We start from the raw sequence: 22,563 nt of genomic DNA on the forward strand, positions 1-22,563 counted from the left end.
ACCCGTGCTGAAACAACGAACCCTCAAATCCCTGACCCGCGCCGTAGGCGTGGGCTTGCACAGCGGCCAGCGTGTGGAAATCACGCTGCGCCCGGCGGCGCCGGATACGGGCATCGTGTTTCGCCGGGTGGATTTGCCGAATGCGCCGGACATTGTGGTCTCGGCCGAGTCGGTGACCGACACGCGCCTGGCGTCCACGCTGTCCTGCGGCAATGCCAAGGTGCACACGGTGGAACACCTGATGTCGGCCTGCGCCGGCCTGGGGGTGGACAACCTGTTTGTGGACATCACGGCCGAGGAGATTCCGATTCTGGACGGCTCGGCGGCGTCTTTTGTCTTCCTGCTGCAAAGCGCGGGCATCGAGATGCAGAATGCGCCGCGCCGCTTTATCCGGCTGACGAAGCCCGTGGAAGTGCGCGAGGGCAGTGGTCCCACCGAAAAGTGGGCACGCCTTGAGCCCTACCACGGCTACAAACTGAGCTTTGAGATCGACTTCAACCACCCCGCGGTGGACTCCACCGGCCAGCGCGTGGAGTTTGACCTGAGCACGGGTTCCTACTCGCGCGACATTGCGCGGGCGCGCACTTTTGGCTTTACCAAAGACGTGGAAATGATGCGCTCCAACGGCCTGGCCCTGGGCGGCGGTCTGGACAACGCCATCGTGATGGACGACTACAAGGTGCTCAACGCCGACGGGCTGCGCTACGACGACGAGTTCGTCAAACACAAGATCCTGGACGCCATGGGCGACCTGTACATCATTGGCAAGCCACTGTTGGCGGCCTACAGCGCACGCCGCTCGGGCCACGCGCTCAACAACAAGCTGCTGCGCGAGTTGCAGGCCCACCCCGAGTGCTGGGAAGTGGTGACCTTTGAAGACGTGAAGCAGGCGCCCGCCGGCTTTGCCCAGCCTGCGCGAGCGTGGTAGGCAGGCGCTCGCATGCTGCTATTTCGCTGGCTAATTCTCTTGTGCCTGCTGGGCGCTGCGGTGTGCTTTGCCTTCTATGTGGGCACCGGCCATCCGCGCTTCAAGCGCTACGGCTGGGTCACGCTGAAATGGACCCTGCTGGCGGCGGGGGGATTTTTTACCGTGCTGATTCTGGAGCGGGTTGCATAATAGGGGCAGCCACCTCTGGCCCTGCCGCGAAAGGATTGCCCCATGAACTCCTTGTCTTCGATTGCTCTCTCGGGCATGAACGCGGCCCAAACCAAGCTTGATACCACCGCCCACAACGTGGCCAATCTGGCCACCGAAGGCTTCAAACGCCAGGAAACGGTGCAAACCGAGCAGTCGGGGGGTGGCGTGACAGCCTCGGTGCGCCGGGCCGAAACCGCGGGCAATGCGCTGGAGACCGATGTGGTGTCGCAGCTGCAGGCCAAGCACAGCTTCATGGCCAACCTGGCCGTCTTCAAAACCAGCAACAAGATGGCCGGCGCCCTGCTGGACACCAAGGCCTGACACCGGCTTCGGCGCGGTAACCCAGCGCTACATGCTGGGTTCGTAGTTGCGCACAATCGCCTCCAGGCGCCCATCACGTTTGAGTTTGTCCACCGCGGCTTGCAGCTTGCGCACTTTCGTTGGGTCGGACTTCAGGCTGAGTGCAAAGTAGTAGGCCCCGTCTTCACTGAGCTTGAGCTGCTTGCTCACGCTGCTGGCCGGGCGACCCAGGCCCCGCAGGTTCCAGGCCATGCCAATCTCGGTGTCGACCATGGCGTCCACGATGTCCCCCAGCAGCATGCGCAGCACCGCCGCGTTGGAGCTTTCCTCCACCAACGCGGTCGCGGGCACGCCTGCCTGTAGCAGGTCGGCCTGCGCTGCCTCTTCGCGCACCACGCCCACGCGCAATGGGCCCAAGTCTTTGATCTCTTTGAGCAGTGGGCCGTGCTCGGCCTTGGTGTAGATCCAGGTGGCGCGCGGCAGAATGGGGCCGACCCACACAAACAGGGCCTCGCGCGCCGGTTTGCGCGCAGTGGTGTAGAGCACGGTGTTCGGCGTGTTGCTGACGATTTTGTAGGCGCGCGCCCAGGGTACGAGCTGCAGGCTGCAGTGCAGCTGCGCTACTTCGCAGGCAGCCCGCAACACGTCGGACGAGATGCCTTTGACCTGCGCGTTGTCCTGGTAGTTGTAAGGCGGCCATTCCTCGGTGTAGGCCACCAGGTCGGTGGCCGCGGGGGAGAGCAGGGGGGCGCAGAGGAGCAGGCCCGTCAGGGCGGCACGCAGCGGGCGAAGAACAGTGATCGGCATGAAACGGAGATGCGTGTAATTTGTAACAGCATCTTACAAACCTTGTCTGACACAGCGCTTAGCGAAAACACCGGGTTGCGCTGTGCGTGGTTTGTCGGGTGGTTTGTGGGGTCGTCTAGCGGCTGCGTCCGGCGCGGTAGGACGACTTGCCGTTGCCCCCCAAGCCATCGGCCGCAGCCAGCCGCGCCATGGCCTTGCCCGCATGCGCGTGGGTGATGGCCAGGCCCAGCGCGTCGGCCGCATCCGGCCCTGGCAGGCCGGGCAGGCCGAGCAGGCGTTTCACCATTTCCTGGATCTGGTCCTTCTGTGCGCGGCCATGGCCGGCCACCGCCTGCTTCATTTGCAGCGCGGTGTACTCCGCCACCGGCAGGTTGGCGGTGACGAGCGCGGTGATCAGCGCGCCACGCGCCTGGCCCAGCAGCAGCGTGGACTGCGGGTTGACGTTGACGAACACGATTTCAATAGACGCGCAGGTGGGCTGGTAGCGCTGCACCACCTCGCCGATGCCGTCAAACAGCACCTTCAGGCGCTCGGGCAGGGCGCGCGTGTCCAGGTGCTGGGTACCGATGGTGCCGCTGGCCACGTAGCGCACGTCGGCGCCCACCACGTCCACCAGGCCAAAGCCGGTGGTGCGCAGGCCGGGGTCAATGCCAAGGATTCGCATGCTATGGTTTCAGAAGCTGCTCGCGCAGCATCCACGGGGGCTAGAGGTCAAAATACCACCTGGCCGAGTGAAAGAAAACCGGTGCGGCAAAGCACAGCGCATCCACCCGGTCCAGCAGGCCGCCGGCACCCGTGACGCCCGTGCCTTCGTCGCCCCAGCTCGGAATGCCGCGGTCGCGCTTCAGGGCCTTCATCACAAAGTGCCCCATGGAGCCCGCCACGCAGGCAATGAAGCTGAATGCAAACGCGGTGCCCGGTACCCAGGGCGTGATGCCGGCCAATGCAGCACCAAACACGCTGGCCACGCCAATACCAATCCACCAGCTGGGCCAGTTGAAGCTGCGGCTGATGGCGGGCGCCACCGGCGCGCGCTGCAGCTTGCGCGAGACCAGGTGCTGCACAGCCATGCAGGTCTGCACCACCAGCACCAGGAAGAACACCATGAAGGCGTTTTTGTTGTTGTAGTGGGGGAAGTTCAGCATCAGCAGCGCGGGCACATGGCTCATGCCGTAGATGCAGACCATGATGCCCCACTGCAGCTTGGCGTTGCGCTCCAGAAAGCGCAGCGGGTCGTTGGCCAGCGCGCTGGTCAGCGGCAGCGCCAGGAACACAAAGACCGGGATGAACACCGCGAACATGTCAAAGTGCTCGGTGCCCACCAGCCAGTATTGGATGGGCAGCACCACGAAGAACGCCAGCACCAGGCTGCGGTGGTCGCCACGGCGCGTGGGGGAGAGCGTCAAAAATTCGCGCAGCGCGAAGAAGGACACCAGGCCGAACAGCGTGAGCGCGACCCAGTCACCCGCCACCCAGCCGATCCAGAACACAAACATCATGAGCCAGCTGGTGCGGATCACGCCGTCCAGGTTCTTCAGCTCCTTGCGGCGCAAATCGCCCGCGGCATCGTCACCGTATTCGCGCAGCGAAAGCACCAAGGCCACCACGCTGGACAGCAGCAGCAGCCCGAATACGATGAGAAACAGCGCGCCGATCTGCTGCGTGGCTGTGAGGTTCTTCAAATAAAAGTACATGGCTTACACCTCGCGCAGGGCCATCACGGCGCTGCGGGCCCGGTCCAGAAACGCGCGGCGTTCTTCGTCCGCCTGCACCTGCATGGGTGCCCCAAAGGTCACCGAGCACAGCACCGGCACGGGCACTACCTCGCCTTTGGGCAGCACGTGCTGCACGTTGTTGATCCACGCGGGCACCAGCACCACGTTTGGAAATTTGGTGGCGAGGTTGTACAGCCCGGCCTTGAAGGCCTGCGGTTCTTCAAAGTGGCCGCGCGTGCCTTCGGGGAACAGGATGATGGAGTCACCGTTGGTGAGTGCTTCGATCAGCGGCTCCAGCGGGTCTTCCACAGCGCTGCGGTCGCGCGAGACGTAGATGACGTTGAACACTTCGGTGGTGAGCCATTTCTTGAACGGCGTCTTGGTCCAGTAGTCTTTGGCGGCAATGGCACGGGTGATGTGGCGCAGCTCGCGCGGCAGGGCGGCCCAGATCATCACCAGGTCGGCGTGGCTTTGGTGGTTGGCAAAATAAATGCGCTGTTCGGCCTTGGGCGGGCAGCCGTGCCAGCGCGCCTGTGCACCGGTCAGCACCCGGATCAAACCGAGCAGGAAGTAACTCATCATCTTGGCTAGCATGGCGGCGATGATACAGAGGGGTTGTGGCTGTTTGAGGTGGGGTTTTCTCTCTCGCTGGCTCCGGCAGGCGGGGTACTCTGCTCCGTTCGTGTCCCCCGGGCCGTGAGGGCCCTCCTCCTTGACCTCACTGCGCAGAGCACCCCACCCGCCGGAGCCGGGTGTTTGAGGGAGGGAGCATGGCACTCGAGCAGCGGGGCAGGGGTGAACACCAAAGCGAGGTCAAGGAGGAGCCCGCAAAGCGGGCGGGGGACACGAGCGGCGGTGTTCACCCCTGCCCCGATGCGGGCGAAAGAAACTAAGGCAGCTGCGCGTCAGACATCCGCGCCACGATGGTCCCCGCGCGGCTGGCCAGGTAGCCCGAGTTGGGCACCTTCTCAAAGTACTTGGGCCGCGGCAACATCACCGCCAGGCGCGCGGCCTCGTAAGCGTTGAGCTTGCTGGCGGGCTTGCGGTAGTAGTGCTGGGCCGCAGCCTCCGCACCAAACACGCCTTCACCCCACTCCACACTGTTGAGGTAAATCTCCAGAATGCGTTCCTTGCTCAGCAAGTGTTCCAGCAACAGCGTCAACACAAACTCCTGGCCTTTGCGCACCAACGTGCGCTCGCCCGATAGAAACAGATTCTTGGCCAGCTGCTGCGTGATGGTGGAACCGCCCACGATCTTGGGCGGCTTGGCCGGGGCCTTGCCGGTGGGGGCACGCAGTTCGGCGCGCTGTTCGGCCTTAGCATTCTTGGCCCAGGCCTTCTCCAGCGCCTCCCAGTCCACGCCATCGTGCTGGCTGAAACCGTCGTCTTCCGACGCGATGACCGCACGCTTGAGGTTGTCGGAAATCTGCGCGTAGTCCACCCATTCCTGGCGCCAGCGCAGCTCGCCTTTTTCGGTGGTGACGCGCCAGGCCTCGGAACGCTCAAACGCCGTGCTTTGCGGTGCTACCACGGCCATGGCGGCGATGCGGGCGACAAAGTACAACTGCAGCCCCACCAGGGCCACGGTGCACAACACCAGCCAACGCAGCACGTGCTTCATTGCGAGGCCGACACCTTGGCTTCCAGCGTCTCTTCGCGCGTGAACTTGAAGCGAGACACCACCAGAATCTGGTCCGCCTGGCGGCGCATGGGCGTGCTGAAGGTGCCAAACGGCCCGGCCGTGCGGGCAATGGCTTCGGCCTGTTTGTCCAGCGTGGGGTTGCCAGAGCTTTGTACGACGTCGGTGTCGATTACGCGGCCGTCGTAGTTCACCGTAACAATCATGGTCAACTCGCCATAGAGTTTTTTGCCAGCCTTTTGCGGGAAGTTTTCGGTGCCACGGTCTTCGATGGCGCGGCGCAGCGCGTCGTAGTACACGGCGTACACCTCTTCGCGCACCGCGGGGCTCACATAGCGCTTCTTGGGCCGCGCGTTTTCCATGTTGATGCGCCGCTCGATCTCGGCCAGCAGCTTGATCAGCTGCTTGCGTTTCTCTTCGCGGTCAGCCTGCTCGGCCTTGTTGGCCTGCTGGCTGGGGTCGGGTGGGGGCAAGGCGGCCAGCTGGTTTTTTACCTGGGCGAGCAGCAGGTTTTGCTGCTCCTGCAGGGTTTGCAGCTTCTGGGCCGATTCTTCCTGGAGTGAGTCGCCCACGTCCATCAGCGCGGACGGTGGCAGTGGGCTGGTAGCCCTGCCTTTTTCCACATCACCACCGCCGGCCATGCTGGTCTGCGCGATGGCCTGGGCCTTGTCAGGTTTCTCGTTGCTCTTGGCATTCACCAGAATCACTTCCAGCGGCTTGTCCTCAAAGACGCGGTTGAACGCCTCGGGGTCCACAAAGCGCACGGTCAGCAGCACCGCGTGCACCGCGATGGATGCACCCAGGGCCCATTGAAGTGTGGTGATGTTGCGCAGGTTCACGAAGCAGAATTATCGCTGCCGCCCTCGGGCGCGTCGCTCACATCCACGGCAATGGCGATCGGGCCGGCCACCTCTTCGTCGTCGCCTTCGTCCTCTTCGGGGGCGGCGGTGTCCACGGGGGCGTCCAGGCGCTCCACCACCGTGCCGTGCACGTCCAGCGTGATCAGGTCCATCTCGCCCAGCTTCACGCGCACCTTGGCGTTGCGCGGCAGGCCTTGCGCGCCCATCACGGGCAGCACCAGCGGAATATCGTCGGCGCGCACCATGTTCTCCTTGAACACCGTGGCCACCAGTTCGGTGATGCCGTGCTGCTGCACATAACGCATCGTCCAGAAGCGCTCCATGGCGCCCTGGTAGCCGTTGTACGCGCTGTAGGCGGTGTCAAAGGCCGAGATGATGGCAAACAGCTCCGCGTCCTTGGGCTTGAACGGTGCGACCAGTGCCGCCGTCTTGCCGTGGCGCGCGCAGGCCATGATCTGCCACTGGTTCACGAGATCGGTGTAACGGCGAAGCGGCGAGGTGGCCCAGGCGTAACTCTTGACGCCAATGCCCGCGTGTGGCAGCGCCTTGGTGCCCATGCGCACCTTCACGCCCGGTGCCAGGCTGGCCTGGCTGCGGTAGATGGCGGGCACTCCCATCTCGGCCATCAGGTTGCCCCAGGTGCTGTTGGCCAGGATCATGGCCTCGGCCACGATCAGGTCCAGCGGCGCGCCGCGTTGGCGGATGCTGATTTGCACCTCTTCATGGCCTTGCGGTTCGGTGCCTTGTGCACCGGCCTCACGTACCAGCCGGAAGTTGTAGTCCGGCCGGTTGAAGGTCTCCGGTTTGCCGCGCACCACTTCGCGTTTGGCCTTCAGGTCACGCGCCAGGCGGTATAAAAATGATAGCTGCTCGCGCAATGCGGGCAAGGGCTGTGGCGTGTTTTGATGCTCAAACGCGGGTTCCAGCAGCCAGGGCTCGGTGACCACGGCATCGAGCTGGTCGTGGCGCAGGTTGTGCGCGATCGGCACGCGCTCCAGCTTGGTCTCGCTACTCTTGATTTCCAGCGTCGCTTCGTCCAGCGTCACATACAGCGACAGGGCCGGGCAGTCGCGCCCTTCCTGCAGCGTGTAGGTCTGCACCACGTCGTCGGGCAGCATGGTGACCTTGTAGCCCGGCATGTAGACCGTGGACAGGCGCGCGCGGCCCAGCACGTCGATGGGGCTGCCGGGCAACACGGCCAGGCCGGGTGCGGCAATGTGAATGCCGATGGTGACCGTACCGCTGCCCAGGCCCTGAACGCTCAGCGCGTCGTCAATCTCGGTGGTTTGCGAATCGTCGATGGAATAGGCCTGCACGGGTGCCAGCGGCAGCTCGTCGGCAATGGCCGGTGCGGTGATGGCCGGGAAGCCTGTGCCTTTGGGGAAGTTTTCCAGCAGAAAGCGCTTCCAGTGGAACTGGTAGGGCGAGGCAATGGCGCCGGCCTTTTGCAGCAGTTCAAGCGGCGCGGTGTGGGTGGCGCGGCTGGCCTCGACCACGGCCTTGTACTCAGGCGCGTTTTTGTCGGGCTTGAACAGGATCTTGTAGAGCTGCTCCTTGATCGCGTCGGGGCAGGTGCCCGCGCCCAGGTCGGTCGCCCACTGGGCGATCTGTTCGGCGACCACGCGTTTTTTCTCAATCGCGGCCAGGGCCTGCGCAATGATGTCGGCGGGGGCCTTCTTGAAACGGCCCTTGCCGGCGCGGCGGAAGTAGTGCGGCGTGTCGAACAGCTTGAACAGCATGCCGGCCTGCTCGGTCAGCGTGGCCTGGGCTGAGAAATAGTCGCGGGCCAGGTCGGCAAAGCCGAATTCCTCGTCGGGCGAAAACTCATAGGCCATGTCCAGCTCAATGGCCTGGGCCTGGGCCTGGGCGGCCGCGACCAGCTCCGCCGGGGCGGGCTTTTCAAACTTGATGAGGATATTGGCGCTTTTGACCTTGACGCGCTTGCCGGAATCCAGCTCCACCTGTGCAGAGGCTTCGGCCTCTGACAGCACCCGACCGGCCATGAACTTTCCGGCTTCTTCAAACAGTACAAACATAGGGGACTGATTGTCCCCGCAAAACGACCCGGCTCTGGCCGGGCGTCTCTATCTGCCGGAATCAGGGCTTTTCGATGATGTCCGGGGCCATCGGACCTAGCGCGCCCAGCAGTTCCTTCTGCTCGGCCGCGGGCACGTTGTACTTGTTCAGCACCGCCACCAGGTGGCCCACCAGGCCGTTGAACTCGGCCGTGCTGATGCCCAGGCCCTTGTGCGCCAGCTTCATGCTGTCACCCTTGTAGGTGCAAGGCCCACCGCTGGCCTGGCAGACCAGGTCGGCAATGCTGGCCTTCAACGGGACAAGCTTGATGCCCTCAAAACTGCGCTTGGTCACCGGGTCGGCCGCGGTGCGGTCAATCATCTCGGACACCACGGCGTCAATGGCGGGCTTGCCGCCCAGGCGGGTGTACAGGCTGGGCGGCGGTGGGGTGGCGCAACCGGCCAGGGCGGCCACGGTGGCCAGACCCAGCAACAGGCGGGAAAGGGGGGATGTCATGGGTGGTCCTTTCAGGGGGCGTTGGTGGGGGGCGGGGTGGGGCCAGCTTACCCCAGGCCGATAAACCGCAGTAGTTCACTCAGGTGATCGTCGAAGTCGCTCAGCGCGTGGTCGCCGCCCTCCAGCAGGCGCATGGAGCCTGCCGCATACCGTGCGTGCATTTCGCGCCAGTCCAGTACCTCGTCGCCCTTGGCGATGAAGGCCAAGTACCGCTCGGGGTGGGCCAGCGGGCCGCAGGTCAGGGCGCGCAGCTCGTCCACGTATTCGGGCCGGAAGAAAAAGCGTTCTTCGGGGTCATGCCAACTGGTTTGCTCGCCGATGTACTTGGCCAGGTCGCGCGCCGGGTTCACCGCGGGGTTGACCAGCGCGGCCCGGCAACCCATGTGTTCAGCCACATGGGTGGCATAAAACCCACCCAACGAGGAACCCACGACGGCCATCGTGCCACGCGGCCAGGTGGCAATGCCGTTCAGCAGCAGGTCCATGGCCGCTTTGGGCGAGGGCGGTAGCTGTGGGCACCACCAGTGCACCTGCGGGTGGTGGGCCGCCATGTGGGCGGCCAGCGTACGCGCCTTGGTGGAGTGGGGCGAAGAGCGGAAACCGTGCAGGTAAAGAAGGTGGGTGGTGGGGAAGATCGTGGGGGTGGAGGCCATGGGGCCATGATAGTTGGCGGGATAATTCGGGGATGTCGTACCAATTCGGAAAAGTCCCCCTGCGCCACCGCATTGCGCCCTGGTTTGCGGGTTTTGACGGGCCGCTGGCGTTTGCCGTGTTCCTGCTGGCGTGTGCGGGCATGCTGACCATGTACTCGTCGGGCTATGACCATGGCACCCGCTTTGAGGACCATGGCCGCAACATGCTGATCGCCGCCACCATCATGTTTGTGGTGGCGCAGATTCCGCCGCAGCGCCTGATGGCCGTGGCCGTGCCGCTGTACACCGTGGGCGTAGCGCTGCTGATTGCGGTGGCTATCTTCGGCATCACCAAAAAGGGCGCGCGGCGCTGGCTCAATGTGGGTGTGACCATCCAGCCCAGCGAGATTCTCAAGATCGCCATGCCGTTGATGCTGGCTTGGTGGTTCCAGAAGCGCGAGGGCCAACTGCGCCCGCTGGACTTTGGCGTGGCCGGCATTTTGCTGGCCGTGCCCGTGGGCCTGATCATGAAACAGCCCGACCTGGGCACCGCGCTCTTGGTGCTGGCCGCGGGCCTGTCGGTGATCTTCTTCGCCGGCATGAGCTGGAAACTGGTGATCCCGCCCGTGGCTATTGCCCTGGTAGGCATCGTACTCATCGTCTTTTTTGAGCCGCAACTGTGCGCCGACGGCGTGCGCTGGCCCGTGCTGCACGACTACCAGCAGCAGCGTATCTGCACGCTGCTGGACCCCACGCGCGACCCGCTGGGCAAGGGTTTCCACATCATCCAGGGCATGATTGCCATCGGCTCTGGCGGCGTCACCGGCATGGGCTTCATGAAGGGCACGCAGACCCACCTGGAGTTCATCCCCGAACGCACCACGGACTTCATCTTCGCGGCCTTCTCCGAAGAGTTTGGCCTGATCGGCACGCTGGCACTGATCTCGGCCTTTATCTTCCTGGTGCTGCGCGGCCTGGCCATTGCGCTGGAGGCACCCACGCTGTTCTCGCGCCTGCTGGCAGGGGCGGCCACCATGATCTTCTTCACCTACGCCTTTGTGAACATGGGCATGGTCAGCGGCATCCTGCCCGTGGTGGGCGTGCCGCTGCCCTTCATCAGCTATGGCGGCACCGCCATGGTGACGCTGGGCCTGGCGCTGGGGATCCTGATGTCGATCTCGAACTCCAAGCGGCTGGTGCAAAGCTGACATGGCCTTCCGTGTTGGGATCGTGGGCGTTGGGAATATGGGCGGCGCCATGGCGCAGCGCCTGGGCAGCCTGGGCTGGGCGCCGTGGGTGCATGACGTGGATGCTGCCAAGGTGCAGGCTTTGGTGCCTTTTGGTGCGCTAGCCCCCGTCGATAGTGCGCAAGCAGCTAGCAAATCCATAGCAACTATTGTCTGTGTGGTGGACGCTGCGCAAACCCGGGATGTGCTGTTCGGCCCGGAGGGTCTGGCGCCGCATCTGCCTGCGGGTCATGTGGTGCTGCTGTGCCCCACCATCGCGCCGCAGGACGTGGAAGCCATTGCCGCCCAACTGGCCGAACGCGGCATTGCCACCATCGACGCCCCCATGTCTGGCGGCCCGGCACGGGCGTGCGATGGCAGCATGAGCCTGATGGTGGCGGGCGAAGACGCCGTGGCGGCGCGCGTGCAGCCATTGCTCGATGCGCTCTCTAACACGGTGTTTCGCATCAGCCAGCGCGTGGGCGACGGCGCGCGCACCAAGCTGGTCAACAACCTGCTGGCGGGCATCAACCTCGTGGGTGCGGCCGAAGTCTTGGCGCTGGCCGGCCGCATGGGGCTGGACCTGAACCGCACGCTGGACGTGGTGGAGCAGTCCAGCGGCCAGAGCTGGATTGGCAGTGACCGCATGCGCCGCGCCATTGCGGGCGACCTGGCGCCGCGCGCCCACATGACGCTGCTGGCCAAGGACACACGCTTGGCGCAAGAGGCCGCGGCGCACGCCGGTTTTGCCGGTCCGCTGGGTGCCCATGCCAGTGCGGTGTTTGCCGCCGCAGTAGCCGCAGGGTTGGAAGGGCTGGATGACGGGGCCCTGCTGGAGTTTCTGCAGCGGCCTAAAATGGCCGAATGATCTCTCGCGAACCCACCATCGAACGCTTGGCTACCGCCAAGTCCCTGCTGCTAACCCCGTTTGGTCTGGATGAGAGCCATCTCACCCGTGCCCTGAACGAAATCAAGGCGCACCAAGTGGATGAGGCGGACCTGTACTTCCAGTACACGCGCTCCGAAGGTTGGAGCCTGGAAGAGGGCATTGTGAAAACCGGCTCCTTCAGCATTGACCAGGGCGTTGGCGTGCGCGCGGTGAGCGGCGAGAAAACCGCGTTTGCCTACTCGGATGACATTTCCGAAGCCAGCCTGCTGGACGCGGCGCGCACCGTGCGCACCATCTCCAGCGCGGCCCAGTCCAAGCGGACCAAAACGCCAAGCACCAAGATCGCCGGTGGCCGCAAGCTCTACGCCGGCCTAGACCCCATCTCCACGCTGGACAGCACCACCAAGGTGGAACTGCTGGGCAAGGTGGAAAAGCTGGCGCGCGCCAAAGACCCGCGCATCATCCAGGTGATGGCCGGTTTGGCCAGCGAATACGACGTGGTGATGGTCGCGCGGGCCGACGGCACGCTGGCCGCCGATGTGCGCCCCCTGGTGCGCCTGTCGGTCACGGTGATCGCCGAGCAAAAAGGCCGGCGCGAAGTGGGCTCCAGCGGTGGTGGCGGCCGTTTTGGCCTGGCCTATTTCACCGACGCGCAGATTGAAGAGTATGTGAACCAAGCCGTGCACGCGGCACTGACCAACCTGGACGCGCGCCCCGCACCGGCCGGCGAAATGACCGTGGTGCTGGGTTCGGGCTGGCCCGGCATCCTGCTGCACGAGGCCATTGGCCACGGGCTGGAAGGCGACTTCAACCGCAAGGGCAGCAGCGCCTTCAGTGGCCGCATTGGCCAGCGCGTGGCCGCCAAGGGCGTGACCGTGCTGGACGACGGCACCATCGCCGACCGCCGCGGCTCGCTCAACGTGGACGACGAAGGCAACGCCAGCCAGCGCAACGTACTGATCGAAGACGGCATCCTGAAGGGCTACATCCAGGACAGCATGAATGCGCGCCTGATGGGTGTGGCACCTACGGGCAACGGCCGGCGAGAGAGCTACGCCCACGTGCCCATGCCACGCATGACCAACACCTACATGCTGGGTGGCGACAAAGAGCCCGAGGAGATCGTCAAGAGCATCAAGAAGGGCTTGTACGCGGTCAACTTCGGCGGTGGCCAGGTCGACATCACCAGCGGCAAGTTCGTGTTCTCGGCCTCGGAAGCCTACTGGGTGGAGAACGGCAAGATCCAATACCCTGTGAAGGGCGCCACCATCGTGGGCAGCGGCCCGGAGTGCCTCAAGCGCGTCTCCCTCATCGGCAACGACATGAAGCTCGACAGCGGCGTGGGCACCTGTGGCAAAGAAGGCCAGAGCGTGCCCGTGGGTGTGGGCCAGCCCACGCTGCGCATTGACGGACTGACCGTGGGCGGCACGGCCTGAAGCGTGCTGTTTAGGCCTTGTCAGAAACCTGTGCTACATTGAACCCCATGCATTCCGCACGTTTCTTTTTTAGCTACTTTTGGTTCTCACGCACATCCGGCGGTCGAGAGATCTGAACGTACCCAAAAGAAACGTCCTGAATCTTCCCAAAAACCGCCGGCACTCCCGGCGGTTTTTTTATGCCTTTTTCTCTTTAACTTTGACCTCAGGAGCAACCCATGAACGCACAAGCCACGGCCACCGGTGATTGGTACGGCCAGTCCCATTCCGCCGACCGCACCAGCAAGACCGACGACGAACGCATCAAGGACATCACCGTGTTGCCACCTCCTGAGCACCTCATCCGCTTCTTCCCCATCCGCGGCACGCCGGTGGAGTCCCTGATCACCGACACCCGCGGTGCCATCCAGAACATCATGGCCGGCAAGGACGACCGCCTGCTGGTCATCATCGGCCCCTGCTCCATCCACGACCCCGCGGCCGCGCTGGACTACGCCCGCCGCCTGAAGGCCGAGCGCGAGAAGTACAAGGACACGCTGGAAATCGTGATGCGCGTGTACTTCGAAAAACCCCGCACCACCGTCGGCTGGAAGGGCCTGATCAACGACCCCTACCTGGACGAGAGCTTCCGCATCGACGAAGGCCTGCGCATTGCGCGCCAGCTGCTGATCGAGATCAACCGCCTGGGCCTGCCCGCCGGCAGCGAGTTCCTGGACGTGATTTCTCCGCAGTACCTGGGCGATCTGATCTCCTGGGGCGCGATCGGCGCACGCACGACTGAGAGCCAGGTGCACCGTGAGTTGGCATCTGGCATCTCCGCCCCCATTGGCTTCAAGAACGGCACCGACGGCAACATCAAGATTGCGACGGACGCGATTCAGGCGGCGGCCGGTGGTCACCACTTCCTGTCGGTCCACAAAAACGGCCAGGTGGCGATTGTGCAAACCCATGGCAACCCGGACTGCCACGTGATCCTGCGCGGTGGCAAGACGCCTAACTACGACGCAGCCAATGTGGCCGCTGCCTGTGCCGACCTGGCCAAGGCCAAGCTGCCCCAGACCCTGATGGTGGATTGCAGCCACGCCAACAGCAGCAAGCAGCACGAGAAGCAGCTGGACGTGGCCAAGGACATCGCGGGTCAAATCCGCGGTGGGTCCAAGAGTGTGTTCGGTGTGATGGTGGAAAGCCACCTGAATGCCGGTGCCCAGAAGTTCACGCCTGGCAAGGATGACGCCACCCAGCTGGAATACGGCAAGAGCATCACCGACGCCTGCCTGGGCTGGGACGATTCCATCGCGTCGTTGGAGGTCTTGTCGGCCGCCGTGAAGGCCCGCCGCGCGCTGAAATAAGCCGCGCTCAGGCCGGCGCGGCCTTGCCCGTGTCGGCCTGTTCAAGCTGGGCGGCGGCCCAGAGCTGGGCGGCGGCCATGGTTTCGAAGATTTGAAACGGGCGGCCGATGTCGGCATAGATTTTGGTGAAAAGCGGCGCCATGATGCGCCCGCCTTCCACATCCGGCGCAATCACAAACGCGGTGGCTATGGGGATCATGTTGTCGGGCTTGGGTCCGGCCATGATCTCGGCGTAGCGCGCCACCCCGTCGGGGCTGCTCATCGCATTGCCCACCACAGTGCACACGCTGACCCAGGCCCCCTGCGGGCGCATCGTCAGCAAATAGTCTCTCTGGGCGATGGCCAGGCAGTCGACGAGTTCGGTGTTGAACGGGCCGGTGGCTTCGTAGTGCATCAGGCGCCCGTCCATCCAGAGTTCCACCACGCCGTGCGGGGTGAACTGCGATGTCTTGATCTGGGTGGTGCTGCTCTTCGAAAGGGTGTCGTTCGGCATGGTGTGCAAACTGGAAAGCGGCGGTCCTTGCGGTGCATCTTAGCGGGCACGGTCGTGCTTTTTTGTTGCGTCGCAGCAGCTGCCTGCACGCACCAAGCCCAAGCTTGGCAGGTATATCGGGGGTTAGCCCCCGTATCCATTGGGCAGAGTGCTACTTTTCTTGTAGCAATGCCAGCAGTTTGGCATGGATGCCGCCAAAGCCGCCATTGCTCATGCACAGGATGTGGTCACCAGGCTGGGCTTGCGCCACCACCTGGCGGGCCAGCGCGTCAATGGAGTCCGAGATCACGGCCCGTGCGCCCATCGGCGCCAGTGCATCCGCCGCGTCCCAGCCCAAACCGCCGCTGTGGCAAAACGCCAGGTCGGTTTCTTCCAGGCTCCAGGGGAGTTGGGCTTTCATCGCGCCCAGTTTCATCGTGTTGGAGCGTGGCTCAAACACGGCCAGGATGCGCGCCGCCCCCACTTTGCGGCGCAGGCCATTGACGGTGGTGTGGATGGCCGTGGGGTGGTGGGCAAAGTCGTCGTACACGGTGACGGGTTCGCCGCCAATGTGCAAAGTCACCTCGCCGCGCACTTCCATGCGACGCTTCACGTTCTCGAACGTGCCCAATGCTTTGGCTGCCATGGCCGGGCTAACGCCCACATGGTCGGCCGCGGCGATGGCGGCCAGTGCGTTGAGCTGGTTGTGCACGCCGCCCAGTGCCCATTGCACCTGGGCGACCGGCTTGCCCTGGTAGTGCACCGCAAAGTCATGCGGCTCGCCCACGGCGGTGAAGTCGCTCACCGCGGCGCCAAAGCTGCGTACTTCGCTCCAGCAGCCCTGGTGGAGCACACGGGTCAGGCTTTCTTCCACGCCGTTGACCACCACGCGCCCGGTGCTGGGCACGGTACGCACCAGGTGGTGGAACTGGCGCTCGATGGCGGCCAGGTTGTCAAAGATGTCGGCGTGGTCGAACTCCAGGTTGTTCAGCACGGCGGTGCGCGGGCGGTAGTGCACAAATTTGCTGCGTTTGTCGAAGAAGGCGGTGTCGTATTCGTCGGCTTCGATCACGAAGAGGGGGTGAGGGCGGCGAGGTGGCTGCACCCCCTGCTCCGTGTCCCCCGCCCGCTTTGCGGGCTCCTCCTTGACCTGCGCAGGAGGCGCAGCCACCTCGCCACCGAGGCGGGCGGAGATGCCAAAGTTCATGGGTACGCCGCCTACCAAGAATCCCGGCTGCAGTCCGGCACTTTCGAGGATCCAACTCAGCATGGCGGTGGTGGTGGTTTTTCCATGGGTGCCGGCTACGGCCAGCACGTGGCGGCCTTGCAGCACATGTTCGGCCAGCCACTGCGGACCGCTGGTGTAAGGCGCGCCGGCGTCCAGAATCGCTTCCATCAGCGGGAACTTGGGCGTGCCGTCGGCCAGGTGGGCGCGGCTCACCACGTTGCCGATGACGAAGATGTCGGGTTTCAGGGCCATCTGGTCGGCACCAAAGCCTTCGATGAGTTCAATACCCAGAGCGCGCAGCTGGTCGCTCATGGGGGGGTAGACGCCCGCGTCGCAACCGGTGACGCGATGACCGGCCTCGCGGGCCAGGGCGGCCAAACCGCCCATGAAGGTGCCACAAATACCAAGAATATGAATATGCATGGGGCTATTTTACGTGGCGGCGACGGGGTGGTTTTGCAGCCTTTGGGCCTCCAGCCCCCATCAACTGTGCGCTAGCAGCTATCAAAATTGCAGCAATCCCGGTGCGACGTCAGGGTTGCAGGGCGCGCGGTACCATGGCGCGATGGACGACCTGAAAGAAGAAATCGCTGCCACCGCCGCCCGCATGGTGGTGGAAGAAGGCCTGGAATACGGCGCTGCCAAGCGCCGTGCGGTCAAGCAGCTGGGTGTGTCGGCGCGCGCGGCCCTGCCGGACAACGACCAGCTGGAAGCGGCGGTGCAGGAGTACATCGCCCTGTTTTGCGCGGACACCCAGCCCCAGGAGCTGCGCGCCCTGCGCGAGTTGGCGCTGGAGTGGATGGTGCGCCTGGCCCCGTTTCGTCCCCATGTGGGTGGGGCCGTCTGGCATGGCACGGCCACACGTCGTTCCGACATTTATCTGCAGTTGTTTTGCGATGACCCTAAATCGGCCGAAATCGCGCTGATTGATGGCGGCGTGCGCTTCGATGCCCGCTCCGTGTCCGGCCTGCATGGTGAGATGGTGGATGCGCTGAGCGTGCATGCCCTGTGTCGGCCCTTGAATGAGCAGGTTGGCGTGCATCTCTTGGTCTACGACCTGGACGATGTGCGCGGTGCCCTGCAGCCCGATGCGCGTGGCCGCCGCCCGCGTGGCGACGTAGCCGCTTTGCGGCGCTTGTTGCATGATGTGGCCCATGACTGAACCGCTACCTACCCCTGCCGAGCCGGAACCCGTGTCGCGCCGCACGCTGTTGGGCGGTGTGGCGATAGGCGCTGCGTTGGCAGGTATTGGCGCAGCGGTCTGGCGGCAATCTGCGGCGCCTACTGCCGCTGTGGCTGAGCCCGTGCCGGGCTTTTGGGCCCATCATTGGGAGACGCCGGATGGCAAGGTGGTGTCCTTGACGTCGTTTCGAGGGCGCCCGCTGGTGGTGAATTTCTGGGCCACCTGGTGCCCACCCTGTGTGGATGAGTTGCCCCTCATCAATCGCTTTTACCGCGAAAACAAGGGTAACGGCTGGCAAGTGCTGGGATTGGCCATCGACAAGAAAGAGCCCGTGCAGAAATTCCTGCAAAAAATGACACTGGACTTTCCTGTTGTGCTGGCCGGTTTGGCGGGCACAGAGCTTGGGCGCGAGCTGGGGAACTTGACCGGCGGCCTGCCGTTTTCGGTGGCTGTGGCTTCGGATGGCACGGTCATTCAGCGCAAGATGGGTCGCCTGCTGCCCGAGGATCTGGCTGCATGGGCTGGGTTAAAATAGAGCGCTCAGCCTAGGCGGGGCCTGCTTTTGCAGTCTGTTTCATTGCTTGTGCTTGTCAGCTCAGCGCTCGAAAATCACCGCTTTTGTATATAGATAATAAAAATTATCAGCAAATGACTGCATTTTTGCGGTAAATTCGCCGCTTCGCAAATATCGGTTGTTGGAGATTCCATGGATTTACGCAAACTCAAAACCCTGATCGACTTGGTGTCCGATTCCAATGTGTCGGAACTGGAAATCACCGAAGCCGAGGGCAAGGTTCGTATTGTCAAGGGCGGTGGCGCCATGGTGCAAGGCTATGCCGCCGCACCCGTGTATGCAGCCCCTCCAGCCCAAGCCACAGCGCCCGCCGTGGTTGCTGCGCCGGTGGTAGAAGCTCCACCTGCAGGCCACGCCGTCAAATCGCCCATGGTGGGCACGTTCTACCGTTCATCCTCCCCGGGCGCCAAGCCTTTTGTGGAGGTGGGTGACAGTATCAAGCTGGGCGAAACCATTTGCATCATTGAGGCGATGAAGATCCTCAACGAAATCGAAGCCGACAAGTCTGGCACCGTGACCCAAATCCTGTGTGAAAACGGGCAGGCGGTTGAGTACGGCCAGCCTTTGTTCATCATCGAATAAGCACACGCATCCATGTTCAAGAAAATCCTGGTCGCCAACCGTGGCGAGATTGCCTTGCGGATCCAGCGCGCGTGTCGCGAGCTGGGTATCAAGGCGGTTATGGTCTATTCCGAGGCCGATCGCGAAGCCAAGTACGTCAAGCTGGCCGAAGAGGCGGTGTGTATTGGCCCCGCGCCTTCCGCGCAGAGCTACCTCAATATGCCGGCCATCATCTCGGCTGCCGAGGTGACAGACGCTGAGGCCATCCACCCCGGCTATGGCTTTTTGAGCGAAAACGCAGACTTCGCCGAGCGCGTCGAGAAAAGCGGTTTCCAGTTCATCGGCCCTACGCCCGAGTCCATCCGCATCATGGGTGACAAGGTGTCGGCCAAGCAGGCCATGATCCGTGCCGGCGTGCCTTGCGTGCCAGGCTCTGAAGGCGAACTGCCCGACGACCCCGTGCAGATTCGCCGCATGGCCAAGGCCGTGGGCTACCCCGTGATTATCAAAGCCGCTGGTGGCGGTGGTGGTCGCGGCATGCGTGTGGTGCATACCGAAGCTGCGTTGGTGAACGCGGTTGCCATGACCAAGGCCGAAGCCGGCGCTGCATTTGGCAATCCTGCGGTGTACATGGAGAAGTTCCTCCAGAACCCGCGCCATATTGAAATCCAGATCCTGGCGGACAAGCACAAGAACGCGGTCTACCTAGGCGAGCGCGATTGCTCCATGCAGCGCCGCCACCAAAAGGTGCTGGAAGAGTCCCCCGCGCCCGGCATCAACCGCAAGCTGATCGAGCGCATCGGTGAACGCTGTGTTGCCGCCTGCAAGAAGATTGGCTACCGCGGTGCCGGCACGTTCGAGTTCCTCTACGAAGACGGCGAGTTCTACTTCATTGAGATGAACACCCGCGTGCAGGTGGAGCACCCGGTGACCGAGATGGTGACGGGCATTGACATTGTCAAAACCCAGATCATGGTGGCTGCGGGCGAAAAGTTGCCGTTTACCCAGCGTCAGATCGAGGTGCGTGGCCATGCGATCGAGTGCCGCGTGAACGCTGAAGACCCTTACAAATTCACGCCCTCTCCAGGCCGCGTGACCATGTGGCACGCCCCCGGTGGCCCTGGCGTGCGGGTGGATTCGCATGTCTATACCAACTACTTTGTGCCGCCCAACTACGACTCCATGGTCGGCAAAATCATTGTGCACGGCGACACCCGCGAGCAGGCCATGGCCCGCATGCGCACGGCCCTGGCCGAGACGGTGGTGGAAGGTATCAACACCAATATTCCGCTGCACCGCGAGTTGATGGTGGACGCCAAGTTCATGGACGGTGGGACCAACATCCACTACCTGGAACACTGGCTGGAACAGCACAAGCGCTAAGGGTTTGCATGTTTGAATTGCGTTTGATGTGTCCCGAAGATCGGGTCGAAAGCCTGAGCGATGCGCTGGACGCCTTGGACGCCTTGAGCGTGAGCGTGGAAGACGCGGACGCCCAGACCGATGCTGAGCAAGCCCTGTTTGGCGAGCCCGGCATGCCGCCCCCCAAGGACGGCTGGCAGCGTTCCCGCGTGATTGCCTTGTTTGCTGACCAAGCCCTGGCGGACGATGCCGCACGCTTGCTGCAAGCACAAGACTTTTTTGAGGGCTGCGAGGTATTGGGCGTGGCCGTGGTGGCAGACCAGGACTGGGTGCGATTGACCCAGTCGCAGTTCGCACCCGTTGAGATCACGCCCGAGTTCTGGATTGTGCCTACTTGGCATGAGCCACCCGCGCAGGCCAAGCAGGTCATCCGCTTAGACCCCGGTCTGGCCTTTGGCACCGGGACCCACCCTACCACCCGCATGTGCCTGCGCTGGATTGCGCAGCATCCTGGCCAAGCACGGGTGCTCGACTATGGCTGTGGCTCTGGCATTCTGGCCATTGGTGCGGCCAAGTTTGGCGCGCAGCAAGTGGTTGCCGTCGACATTGACGATGCGGCTGTCCAGTCCACCGATTTGAACGCTGAAGCCAACAACGTGCGCCTGCAGGCCGGTTTGCCGGATTTGGCCACGGGCGTTTACGACTTGGTGCTGGCCAACATCCTGGCTACGCCCCTGAAGGTGTTGGCTCCGCTGCTGTGTTCGCATGTGCTGCCTGGAGGTCATCTGGTGCTGGCGGGTATTCTGGCGCGCCAGGAAGACGAGCTGAAAGTGGCCTACGCACCGTACTGCAAGCTGTCGGTGGCCGACCACGAGGATGGCTGGATTTTGATGACGGCCACTGTCTAAAACCCGTGGGTGCGGGCCCTACAATGTGACGCGATGAGCCTGATTACCCAATGCCCAGCCTGCGCCACGATGTTCAAGGTCGTGCCAGACCAGTTGCGCATTTCGGACGGTTGGGTCCGTTGTGGTCAGTGCGATGAGGTGTTCGATGCGAACGCCAATATGGTCCAGGATGCCGCGCTTGCTGTTGAGGCGCCTGCCGCGGTGGAACCTCCCGCGAGTCCGGCAATGGCTGAAGCCAACAATGAGGCCGTAGAGGCTGACCAAGACTGGGCTTCCTCACTGCGGTTTGCCTCCCAAGAGCCTTCCCCCCAACCGATAGATTCGCCCGTAGCCGTGGAGTCGTTTGACGCCGTGGTGCGCGAGATGTCGGAAGTGATGCGCGAGGGCGAGGTGGAGTCCATCGATTTCGATGCGGTTTCTCCCGCCGTCGATGCGCTGTTGGATCACCGCCCTGGCGAGTTTGCCTACGACAAGGCGTCGGCACAAACCGTGGAAGTCAAACCTGCCTCCAAAAATGCTGACGCCTCCGAGCCCCGCTACGTGCAGGCCGGCGTCAAAACGGTGGATGTCTCTGACGCCCCCAAGCTCTCATTCATGCGCCATGCGGGGCGCACCAGCGTCTGGCAGCACACCAGTGTGCGCGTGGGCCTGTCATTGTTGAGTTTGTTGCTGCTTGGTGCTTTGGGGCTGCAGGTGGTGGTGCATGAGCGTGACCGCATTGTGGCGACCGAGCCCGCCAGCCGCGACGCGCTAGTGGCCTTGTGCGATTGGATGGCCTGCCAGGTGATGCCACTGCGCCAGATCGATGCGGTGGTGATCGATAGCTCGGCGTTCACCAAGGTGCGCTCGGATGTGTACCGCCTGAACTTTGCGCTCAAGAGCACGGCGGCCACCACGTTGGCCATGCCTTCGTTGGAGCTCACCTTGACGGACATGCAGGACCAAGCCGTGATTCGGCGTGTACTGCAGCCTGTTGAATTGGGTTTCAAAAAGGACACTCTGGAGGCGGGAGCAGAAGTGTCTGCCTCATTGCCCATCAGTGTGAAAACCAGTGGCAACACGGAGCGCATTTCCGGCTACCGCCTATTGGCGTTCTACCCCTGAACATCTCGGCTGACGGCCAGACGTAAAAAAGCCCGAGACCTTGCGGTATCGGGCTTTGGTGCCTATCGCGTAAACGCTCAGGGCTTGCTGGAAGTCGGAAACGGCCAGGCCGCTTGCGGGTTCAGCGTAGTTTGCGCCGCAGGGGCTGCAGGTGCAGCTTTGGCAGCGGGTGCTTTCGCGGCTTTCTTCGCAGCGGGCTTCTTCGCTGCTTTTTTGGCTACGGGCTTCTTCGCTGCAGGCTTCTTGGCAACAGCGGCTTTCTTCGCTGGAGCCTTTTTCGCTGCTGCTTTCTTTGCAGGAGCTGCCTTCTTCGCTGCTACCTTTTTAGCGGGAGCGGCTTTCTTAGCAGGAGCTGCCTTCTTCGCTGCTACCTTTTTGGCGGGAGCGGCTTTCTTGGCAGGAGCTGCCTTCTTTGCTGCTACCTTTTTGGCGGGAGCGGCTTTCTTAGCAGGAGCTGCCTTCTTTGCTGCTACCTTTTTGGCGGGAGCGGCTTTCTTAGCAGGAGCTGCCTTCTTTGCTGCTACTTTCTTAGCGGGTGCAGCTTTCTTCGCGGGAGCGGCCTTTTTTGCGGCCGGTTTTTTTGCAGTTGCCATGATTTTCTCCTTGATCAATTTACAAAGAGCACTTCTTGCCAGTTGGATGCAAGAA

General features: G+C 63.2%; 25 protein-coding genes. 13 read left to right on the top strand and 12 right to left on the bottom strand.

Annotated elements, in window-relative coordinates; genetic code table 11:
- Window positions 1-4 precede the first annotated feature (4 nt).
- Genes lpxC through AC097R_RS05060 form a run of 3 tightly spaced genes read left to right on the top strand, consistent with a single transcriptional unit; the run spans window position 5 to window position 1,459 of the window.
- Window positions 5-928, top strand: a complete 924-nt coding sequence (gene lpxC / locus AC097R_RS05050) for a UDP-3-O-acyl-N-acetylglucosamine deacetylase (protein WP_479596512.1) — start codon at window positions 5-7, stop codon at window positions 926-928.
- A gap of 12 nt (window positions 929-940) precedes the next feature.
- Window positions 941-1,117 carry a hypothetical protein gene (locus AC097R_RS05055; protein ID WP_479596513.1) on the top strand — a complete coding sequence of 59 codons (177 nt, stop codon included), beginning with the start codon at window positions 941-943 and terminating at the stop codon, window positions 1,115-1,117.
- Window positions 1,118-1,159: 42 nt separating this feature from the next.
- Complete coding sequence (locus AC097R_RS05060) at window positions 1,160-1,459, top strand: flagellar basal body protein (RefSeq protein ID WP_477890565.1); 300 nt, start codon at window positions 1,160-1,162, stop codon at window positions 1,457-1,459.
- 27 nt (window positions 1,460-1,486) lie between these two features.
- Here AC097R_RS05060 and AC097R_RS05065 read toward each other — a convergent pair whose 3' ends face one another.
- The 9 genes from AC097R_RS05065 to AC097R_RS05105 all read right to left on the bottom strand — a co-directional run bounded on the left by AC097R_RS05065 (window position 1,487) and on the right by AC097R_RS05105 (window position 9,644).
- Window positions 1,487-2,245 (bottom strand): substrate-binding periplasmic protein, encoded by a 759-nt coding sequence (locus tag AC097R_RS05065; RefSeq protein WP_479596514.1) that lies wholly within the window; start codon window positions 2,243-2,245, stop codon window positions 1,487-1,489.
- A gap of 115 nt (window positions 2,246-2,360) precedes the next feature.
- Window positions 2,361-2,909, bottom strand: a complete 549-nt coding sequence (gene ruvC / locus AC097R_RS05070; RefSeq protein ID WP_479596515.1) for a crossover junction endodeoxyribonuclease RuvC — start codon at window positions 2,907-2,909, stop codon at window positions 2,361-2,363.
- Between the two features lie 40 nt (window positions 2,910-2,949).
- Window positions 2,950-3,939, bottom strand: coding sequence for a phosphatidate cytidylyltransferase (locus tag AC097R_RS05075; protein ID WP_479596516.1), 990 nt, complete (start codon window positions 3,937-3,939; stop codon window positions 2,950-2,952).
- Window positions 3,940-3,942: 3 nt separating this feature from the next.
- On the bottom strand, window positions 3,943-4,554 hold the full coding sequence (locus AC097R_RS05080; RefSeq protein WP_479596517.1) for a lysophospholipid acyltransferase family protein: 612 nt from the start codon (window positions 4,552-4,554) through the stop codon (window positions 3,943-3,945).
- 295 nt (window positions 4,555-4,849) lie between these two features.
- Window positions 4,850-5,581 carry a monofunctional biosynthetic peptidoglycan transglycosylase gene (gene mtgA, locus AC097R_RS05085; protein ID WP_479596518.1) on the bottom strand — a complete coding sequence of 244 codons (732 nt, stop codon included), beginning with the start codon at window positions 5,579-5,581 and terminating at the stop codon, window positions 4,850-4,852.
- Entirely contained in the window at window positions 5,578-6,438 is an 861-nt protein-coding gene (locus tag AC097R_RS05090) for an energy transducer TonB (RefSeq protein ID WP_479596519.1), read from the bottom strand. Before AC097R_RS05090 ends, mtgA begins: the two co-directional genes overlap by 4 nt.
- Window positions 6,435-8,495 (bottom strand): ribonuclease catalytic domain-containing protein, encoded by a 2,061-nt coding sequence (locus AC097R_RS05095; RefSeq protein ID WP_479596520.1) that lies wholly within the window; start codon window positions 8,493-8,495, stop codon window positions 6,435-6,437. The genes AC097R_RS05090 and AC097R_RS05095 overlap by 4 nt, the downstream gene beginning before the upstream one ends.
- Before the next feature lie 61 nt (window positions 8,496-8,556).
- Window positions 8,557-8,991 (bottom strand): group I truncated hemoglobin, encoded by a 435-nt coding sequence (locus tag AC097R_RS05100; RefSeq protein WP_479596521.1) that lies wholly within the window; start codon window positions 8,989-8,991, stop codon window positions 8,557-8,559.
- A gap of 47 nt (window positions 8,992-9,038) precedes the next feature.
- Window positions 9,039-9,644 (bottom strand): YqiA/YcfP family alpha/beta fold hydrolase, encoded by a 606-nt coding sequence (locus AC097R_RS05105; RefSeq protein ID WP_479596522.1) that lies wholly within the window; start codon window positions 9,642-9,644, stop codon window positions 9,039-9,041.
- 32 nt (window positions 9,645-9,676) lie between these two features.
- Between AC097R_RS05105 and rodA the strand changes: the two genes are divergently transcribed.
- The 4 genes from rodA to AC097R_RS05125 all read left to right on the top strand — a co-directional run bounded on the left by rodA (window position 9,677) and on the right by AC097R_RS05125 (window position 14,523).
- Window positions 9,677-10,831 carry a rod shape-determining protein RodA gene (rodA, locus tag AC097R_RS05110; protein WP_479596523.1) on the top strand — a complete coding sequence of 385 codons (1,155 nt, stop codon included), beginning with the start codon at window positions 9,677-9,679 and terminating at the stop codon, window positions 10,829-10,831.
- Window position 10,832: 1 nt separating this feature from the next.
- Window positions 10,833-11,717 (top strand): NAD(P)-dependent oxidoreductase, encoded by an 885-nt coding sequence (locus AC097R_RS05115; RefSeq protein ID WP_479596524.1) that lies wholly within the window; start codon window positions 10,833-10,835, stop codon window positions 11,715-11,717.
- Window positions 11,714-13,174 carry a metalloprotease TldD gene (tldD, locus tag AC097R_RS05120; protein WP_479596525.1) on the top strand — a complete coding sequence of 487 codons (1,461 nt, stop codon included), beginning with the start codon at window positions 11,714-11,716 and terminating at the stop codon, window positions 13,172-13,174. Before AC097R_RS05115 ends, tldD begins: the two co-directional genes overlap by 4 nt.
- A 218-nt stretch (window positions 13,175-13,392) precedes the next feature.
- Entirely contained in the window at window positions 13,393-14,523 is a 1,131-nt protein-coding gene (locus tag AC097R_RS05125; protein WP_479596526.1) for a 3-deoxy-7-phosphoheptulonate synthase, read from the top strand.
- Between the two features lie 7 nt (window positions 14,524-14,530).
- Here AC097R_RS05125 and AC097R_RS05130 read toward each other — a convergent pair whose 3' ends face one another.
- A complete protein-coding gene (locus AC097R_RS05130) occupies window positions 14,531-15,016 on the bottom strand; it encodes a hypothetical protein (protein WP_479596527.1) in 486 nt (161 codons plus the stop codon).
- A 151-nt stretch (window positions 15,017-15,167) separates the two neighbouring features.
- Window positions 15,168-16,646, bottom strand: coding sequence for a UDP-N-acetylmuramate:L-alanyl-gamma-D-glutamyl-meso-diaminopimelate ligase (gene mpl / locus AC097R_RS05135; protein WP_479596528.1), 1,479 nt, complete (start codon window positions 16,644-16,646; stop codon window positions 15,168-15,170).
- A gap of 142 nt (window positions 16,647-16,788) precedes the next feature.
- On the opposite strand from mpl, the gene AC097R_RS05140 reads away from it, so the two are divergent.
- From AC097R_RS05140 to AC097R_RS05165, 6 genes are all read left to right on the top strand, one after another.
- The gene (locus AC097R_RS05140; RefSeq protein WP_479596529.1) at window positions 16,789-17,385 is read left to right on the top strand and encodes a hypothetical protein; all 597 of its coding nucleotides are present in this window, start codon (window positions 16,789-16,791) and stop codon (window positions 17,383-17,385) included.
- The gene (locus tag AC097R_RS05145) at window positions 17,378-17,941 is read left to right on the top strand and encodes a TlpA disulfide reductase family protein (protein WP_479596530.1); all 564 of its coding nucleotides are present in this window, start codon (window positions 17,378-17,380) and stop codon (window positions 17,939-17,941) included. The genes AC097R_RS05140 and AC097R_RS05145 overlap by 8 nt, the downstream gene beginning before the upstream one ends.
- 171 nt (window positions 17,942-18,112) lie before the next feature.
- Window positions 18,113-18,562, top strand: a complete 450-nt coding sequence (accB, locus tag AC097R_RS05150) for an acetyl-CoA carboxylase biotin carboxyl carrier protein (RefSeq protein WP_479596531.1) — start codon at window positions 18,113-18,115, stop codon at window positions 18,560-18,562.
- A gap of 12 nt (window positions 18,563-18,574) precedes the next feature.
- Entirely contained in the window at window positions 18,575-19,924 is a 1,350-nt protein-coding gene (accC, locus tag AC097R_RS05155) for an acetyl-CoA carboxylase biotin carboxylase subunit (RefSeq protein ID WP_477890599.1), read from the top strand.
- 8 nt (window positions 19,925-19,932) lie between these two features.
- Entirely contained in the window at window positions 19,933-20,811 is an 879-nt protein-coding gene (prmA, locus tag AC097R_RS05160; RefSeq protein WP_479596532.1) for a 50S ribosomal protein L11 methyltransferase, read from the top strand.
- A 33-nt stretch (window positions 20,812-20,844) separates the two neighbouring features.
- Window positions 20,845-21,915: a zinc-ribbon and DUF3426 domain-containing protein gene (locus tag AC097R_RS05165; RefSeq protein ID WP_479596533.1), complete on the top strand. Its 1,071-nt coding sequence runs from the start codon at window positions 20,845-20,847 to the stop codon at window positions 21,913-21,915.
- Window positions 21,916-21,992: 77 nt separating this feature from the next.
- Here the strand turns inward: AC097R_RS05165 and AC097R_RS05170 are convergent, their stop codons facing one another.
- Window positions 21,993-22,508 (bottom strand): histone H1-like DNA-binding protein, encoded by a 516-nt coding sequence (locus AC097R_RS05170; RefSeq protein WP_310340298.1) that lies wholly within the window; start codon window positions 22,506-22,508, stop codon window positions 21,993-21,995.
- Between the last annotated feature and the right edge of the window lie 55 nt (window positions 22,509-22,563).

This window comes from Rhodoferax sp. ZS1R25 (assembly GCF_056521335.1).

What these genes read in the sequence shown, in the direction of transcription:
- AC097R_RS05055 (WP_479596513.1), top strand. Translation starts at nt 941, where the DNA reads ATGCTGCTATTTCGCTGGCTAATTCTCTTGTGCCTGCTGGGCGCTGCG.
- AC097R_RS05060 (WP_477890565.1), top strand. Translation starts at nt 1,160, where the DNA reads ATGAACTCCTTGTCTTCGATTGCTCTCTCGGGCATGAACGCGGCCCAA.
- AC097R_RS05065 (WP_479596514.1), bottom strand. Translation starts at nt 2,245, where the DNA reads ATGCCGATCACTGTTCTTCGCCCGCTGCGTGCCGCCCTGACGGGCCTG.
- ruvC (WP_479596515.1), bottom strand. Translation starts at nt 2,909, where the DNA reads ATGCGAATCCTTGGCATTGACCCCGGCCTGCGCACCACCGGCTTTGGC.
- AC097R_RS05075 (WP_479596516.1), bottom strand. Translation starts at nt 3,939, where the DNA reads ATGTACTTTTATTTGAAGAACCTCACAGCCACGCAGCAGATCGGCGCG.
- AC097R_RS05080 (WP_479596517.1), bottom strand. Translation starts at nt 4,554, where the DNA reads ATGCTAGCCAAGATGATGAGTTACTTCCTGCTCGGTTTGATCCGGGTG.
- mtgA (WP_479596518.1), bottom strand. Translation starts at nt 5,581, where the DNA reads ATGAAGCACGTGCTGCGTTGGCTGGTGTTGTGCACCGTGGCCCTGGTG.
- AC097R_RS05095 (WP_479596520.1), bottom strand. Translation starts at nt 8,495, where the DNA reads ATGTTTGTACTGTTTGAAGAAGCCGGAAAGTTCATGGCCGGTCGGGTG.
- AC097R_RS05100 (WP_479596521.1), bottom strand. Translation starts at nt 8,991, where the DNA reads ATGACATCCCCCCTTTCCCGCCTGTTGCTGGGTCTGGCCACCGTGGCC.
- AC097R_RS05105 (WP_479596522.1), bottom strand. Translation starts at nt 9,644, where the DNA reads ATGGCCTCCACCCCCACGATCTTCCCCACCACCCACCTTCTTTACCTG.
- rodA (WP_479596523.1), top strand. Translation starts at nt 9,677, where the DNA reads ATGTCGTACCAATTCGGAAAAGTCCCCCTGCGCCACCGCATTGCGCCC.
- AC097R_RS05115 (WP_479596524.1), top strand. Translation starts at nt 10,833, where the DNA reads ATGGCCTTCCGTGTTGGGATCGTGGGCGTTGGGAATATGGGCGGCGCC.
- tldD (WP_479596525.1), top strand. Translation starts at nt 11,714, where the DNA reads ATGATCTCTCGCGAACCCACCATCGAACGCTTGGCTACCGCCAAGTCC.
- AC097R_RS05125 (WP_479596526.1), top strand. Translation starts at nt 13,393, where the DNA reads ATGAACGCACAAGCCACGGCCACCGGTGATTGGTACGGCCAGTCCCAT.
- AC097R_RS05130 (WP_479596527.1), bottom strand. Translation starts at nt 15,016, where the DNA reads ATGCCGAACGACACCCTTTCGAAGAGCAGCACCACCCAGATCAAGACA.
- mpl (WP_479596528.1), bottom strand. Translation starts at nt 16,646, where the DNA reads ATGCATATTCATATTCTTGGTATTTGTGGCACCTTCATGGGCGGTTTG.
- AC097R_RS05140 (WP_479596529.1), top strand. Translation starts at nt 16,789, where the DNA reads ATGGACGACCTGAAAGAAGAAATCGCTGCCACCGCCGCCCGCATGGTG.
- AC097R_RS05145 (WP_479596530.1), top strand. Translation starts at nt 17,378, where the DNA reads ATGACTGAACCGCTACCTACCCCTGCCGAGCCGGAACCCGTGTCGCGC.
- accB (WP_479596531.1), top strand. Translation starts at nt 18,113, where the DNA reads ATGGATTTACGCAAACTCAAAACCCTGATCGACTTGGTGTCCGATTCC.
- accC (WP_477890599.1), top strand. Translation starts at nt 18,575, where the DNA reads ATGTTCAAGAAAATCCTGGTCGCCAACCGTGGCGAGATTGCCTTGCGG.
- prmA (WP_479596532.1), top strand. Translation starts at nt 19,933, where the DNA reads ATGTTTGAATTGCGTTTGATGTGTCCCGAAGATCGGGTCGAAAGCCTG.
- AC097R_RS05165 (WP_479596533.1), top strand. Translation starts at nt 20,845, where the DNA reads ATGAGCCTGATTACCCAATGCCCAGCCTGCGCCACGATGTTCAAGGTC.
- AC097R_RS05170 (WP_310340298.1), bottom strand. Translation starts at nt 22,508, where the DNA reads ATGGCAACTGCAAAAAAACCGGCCGCAAAAAAGGCCGCTCCCGCGAAG.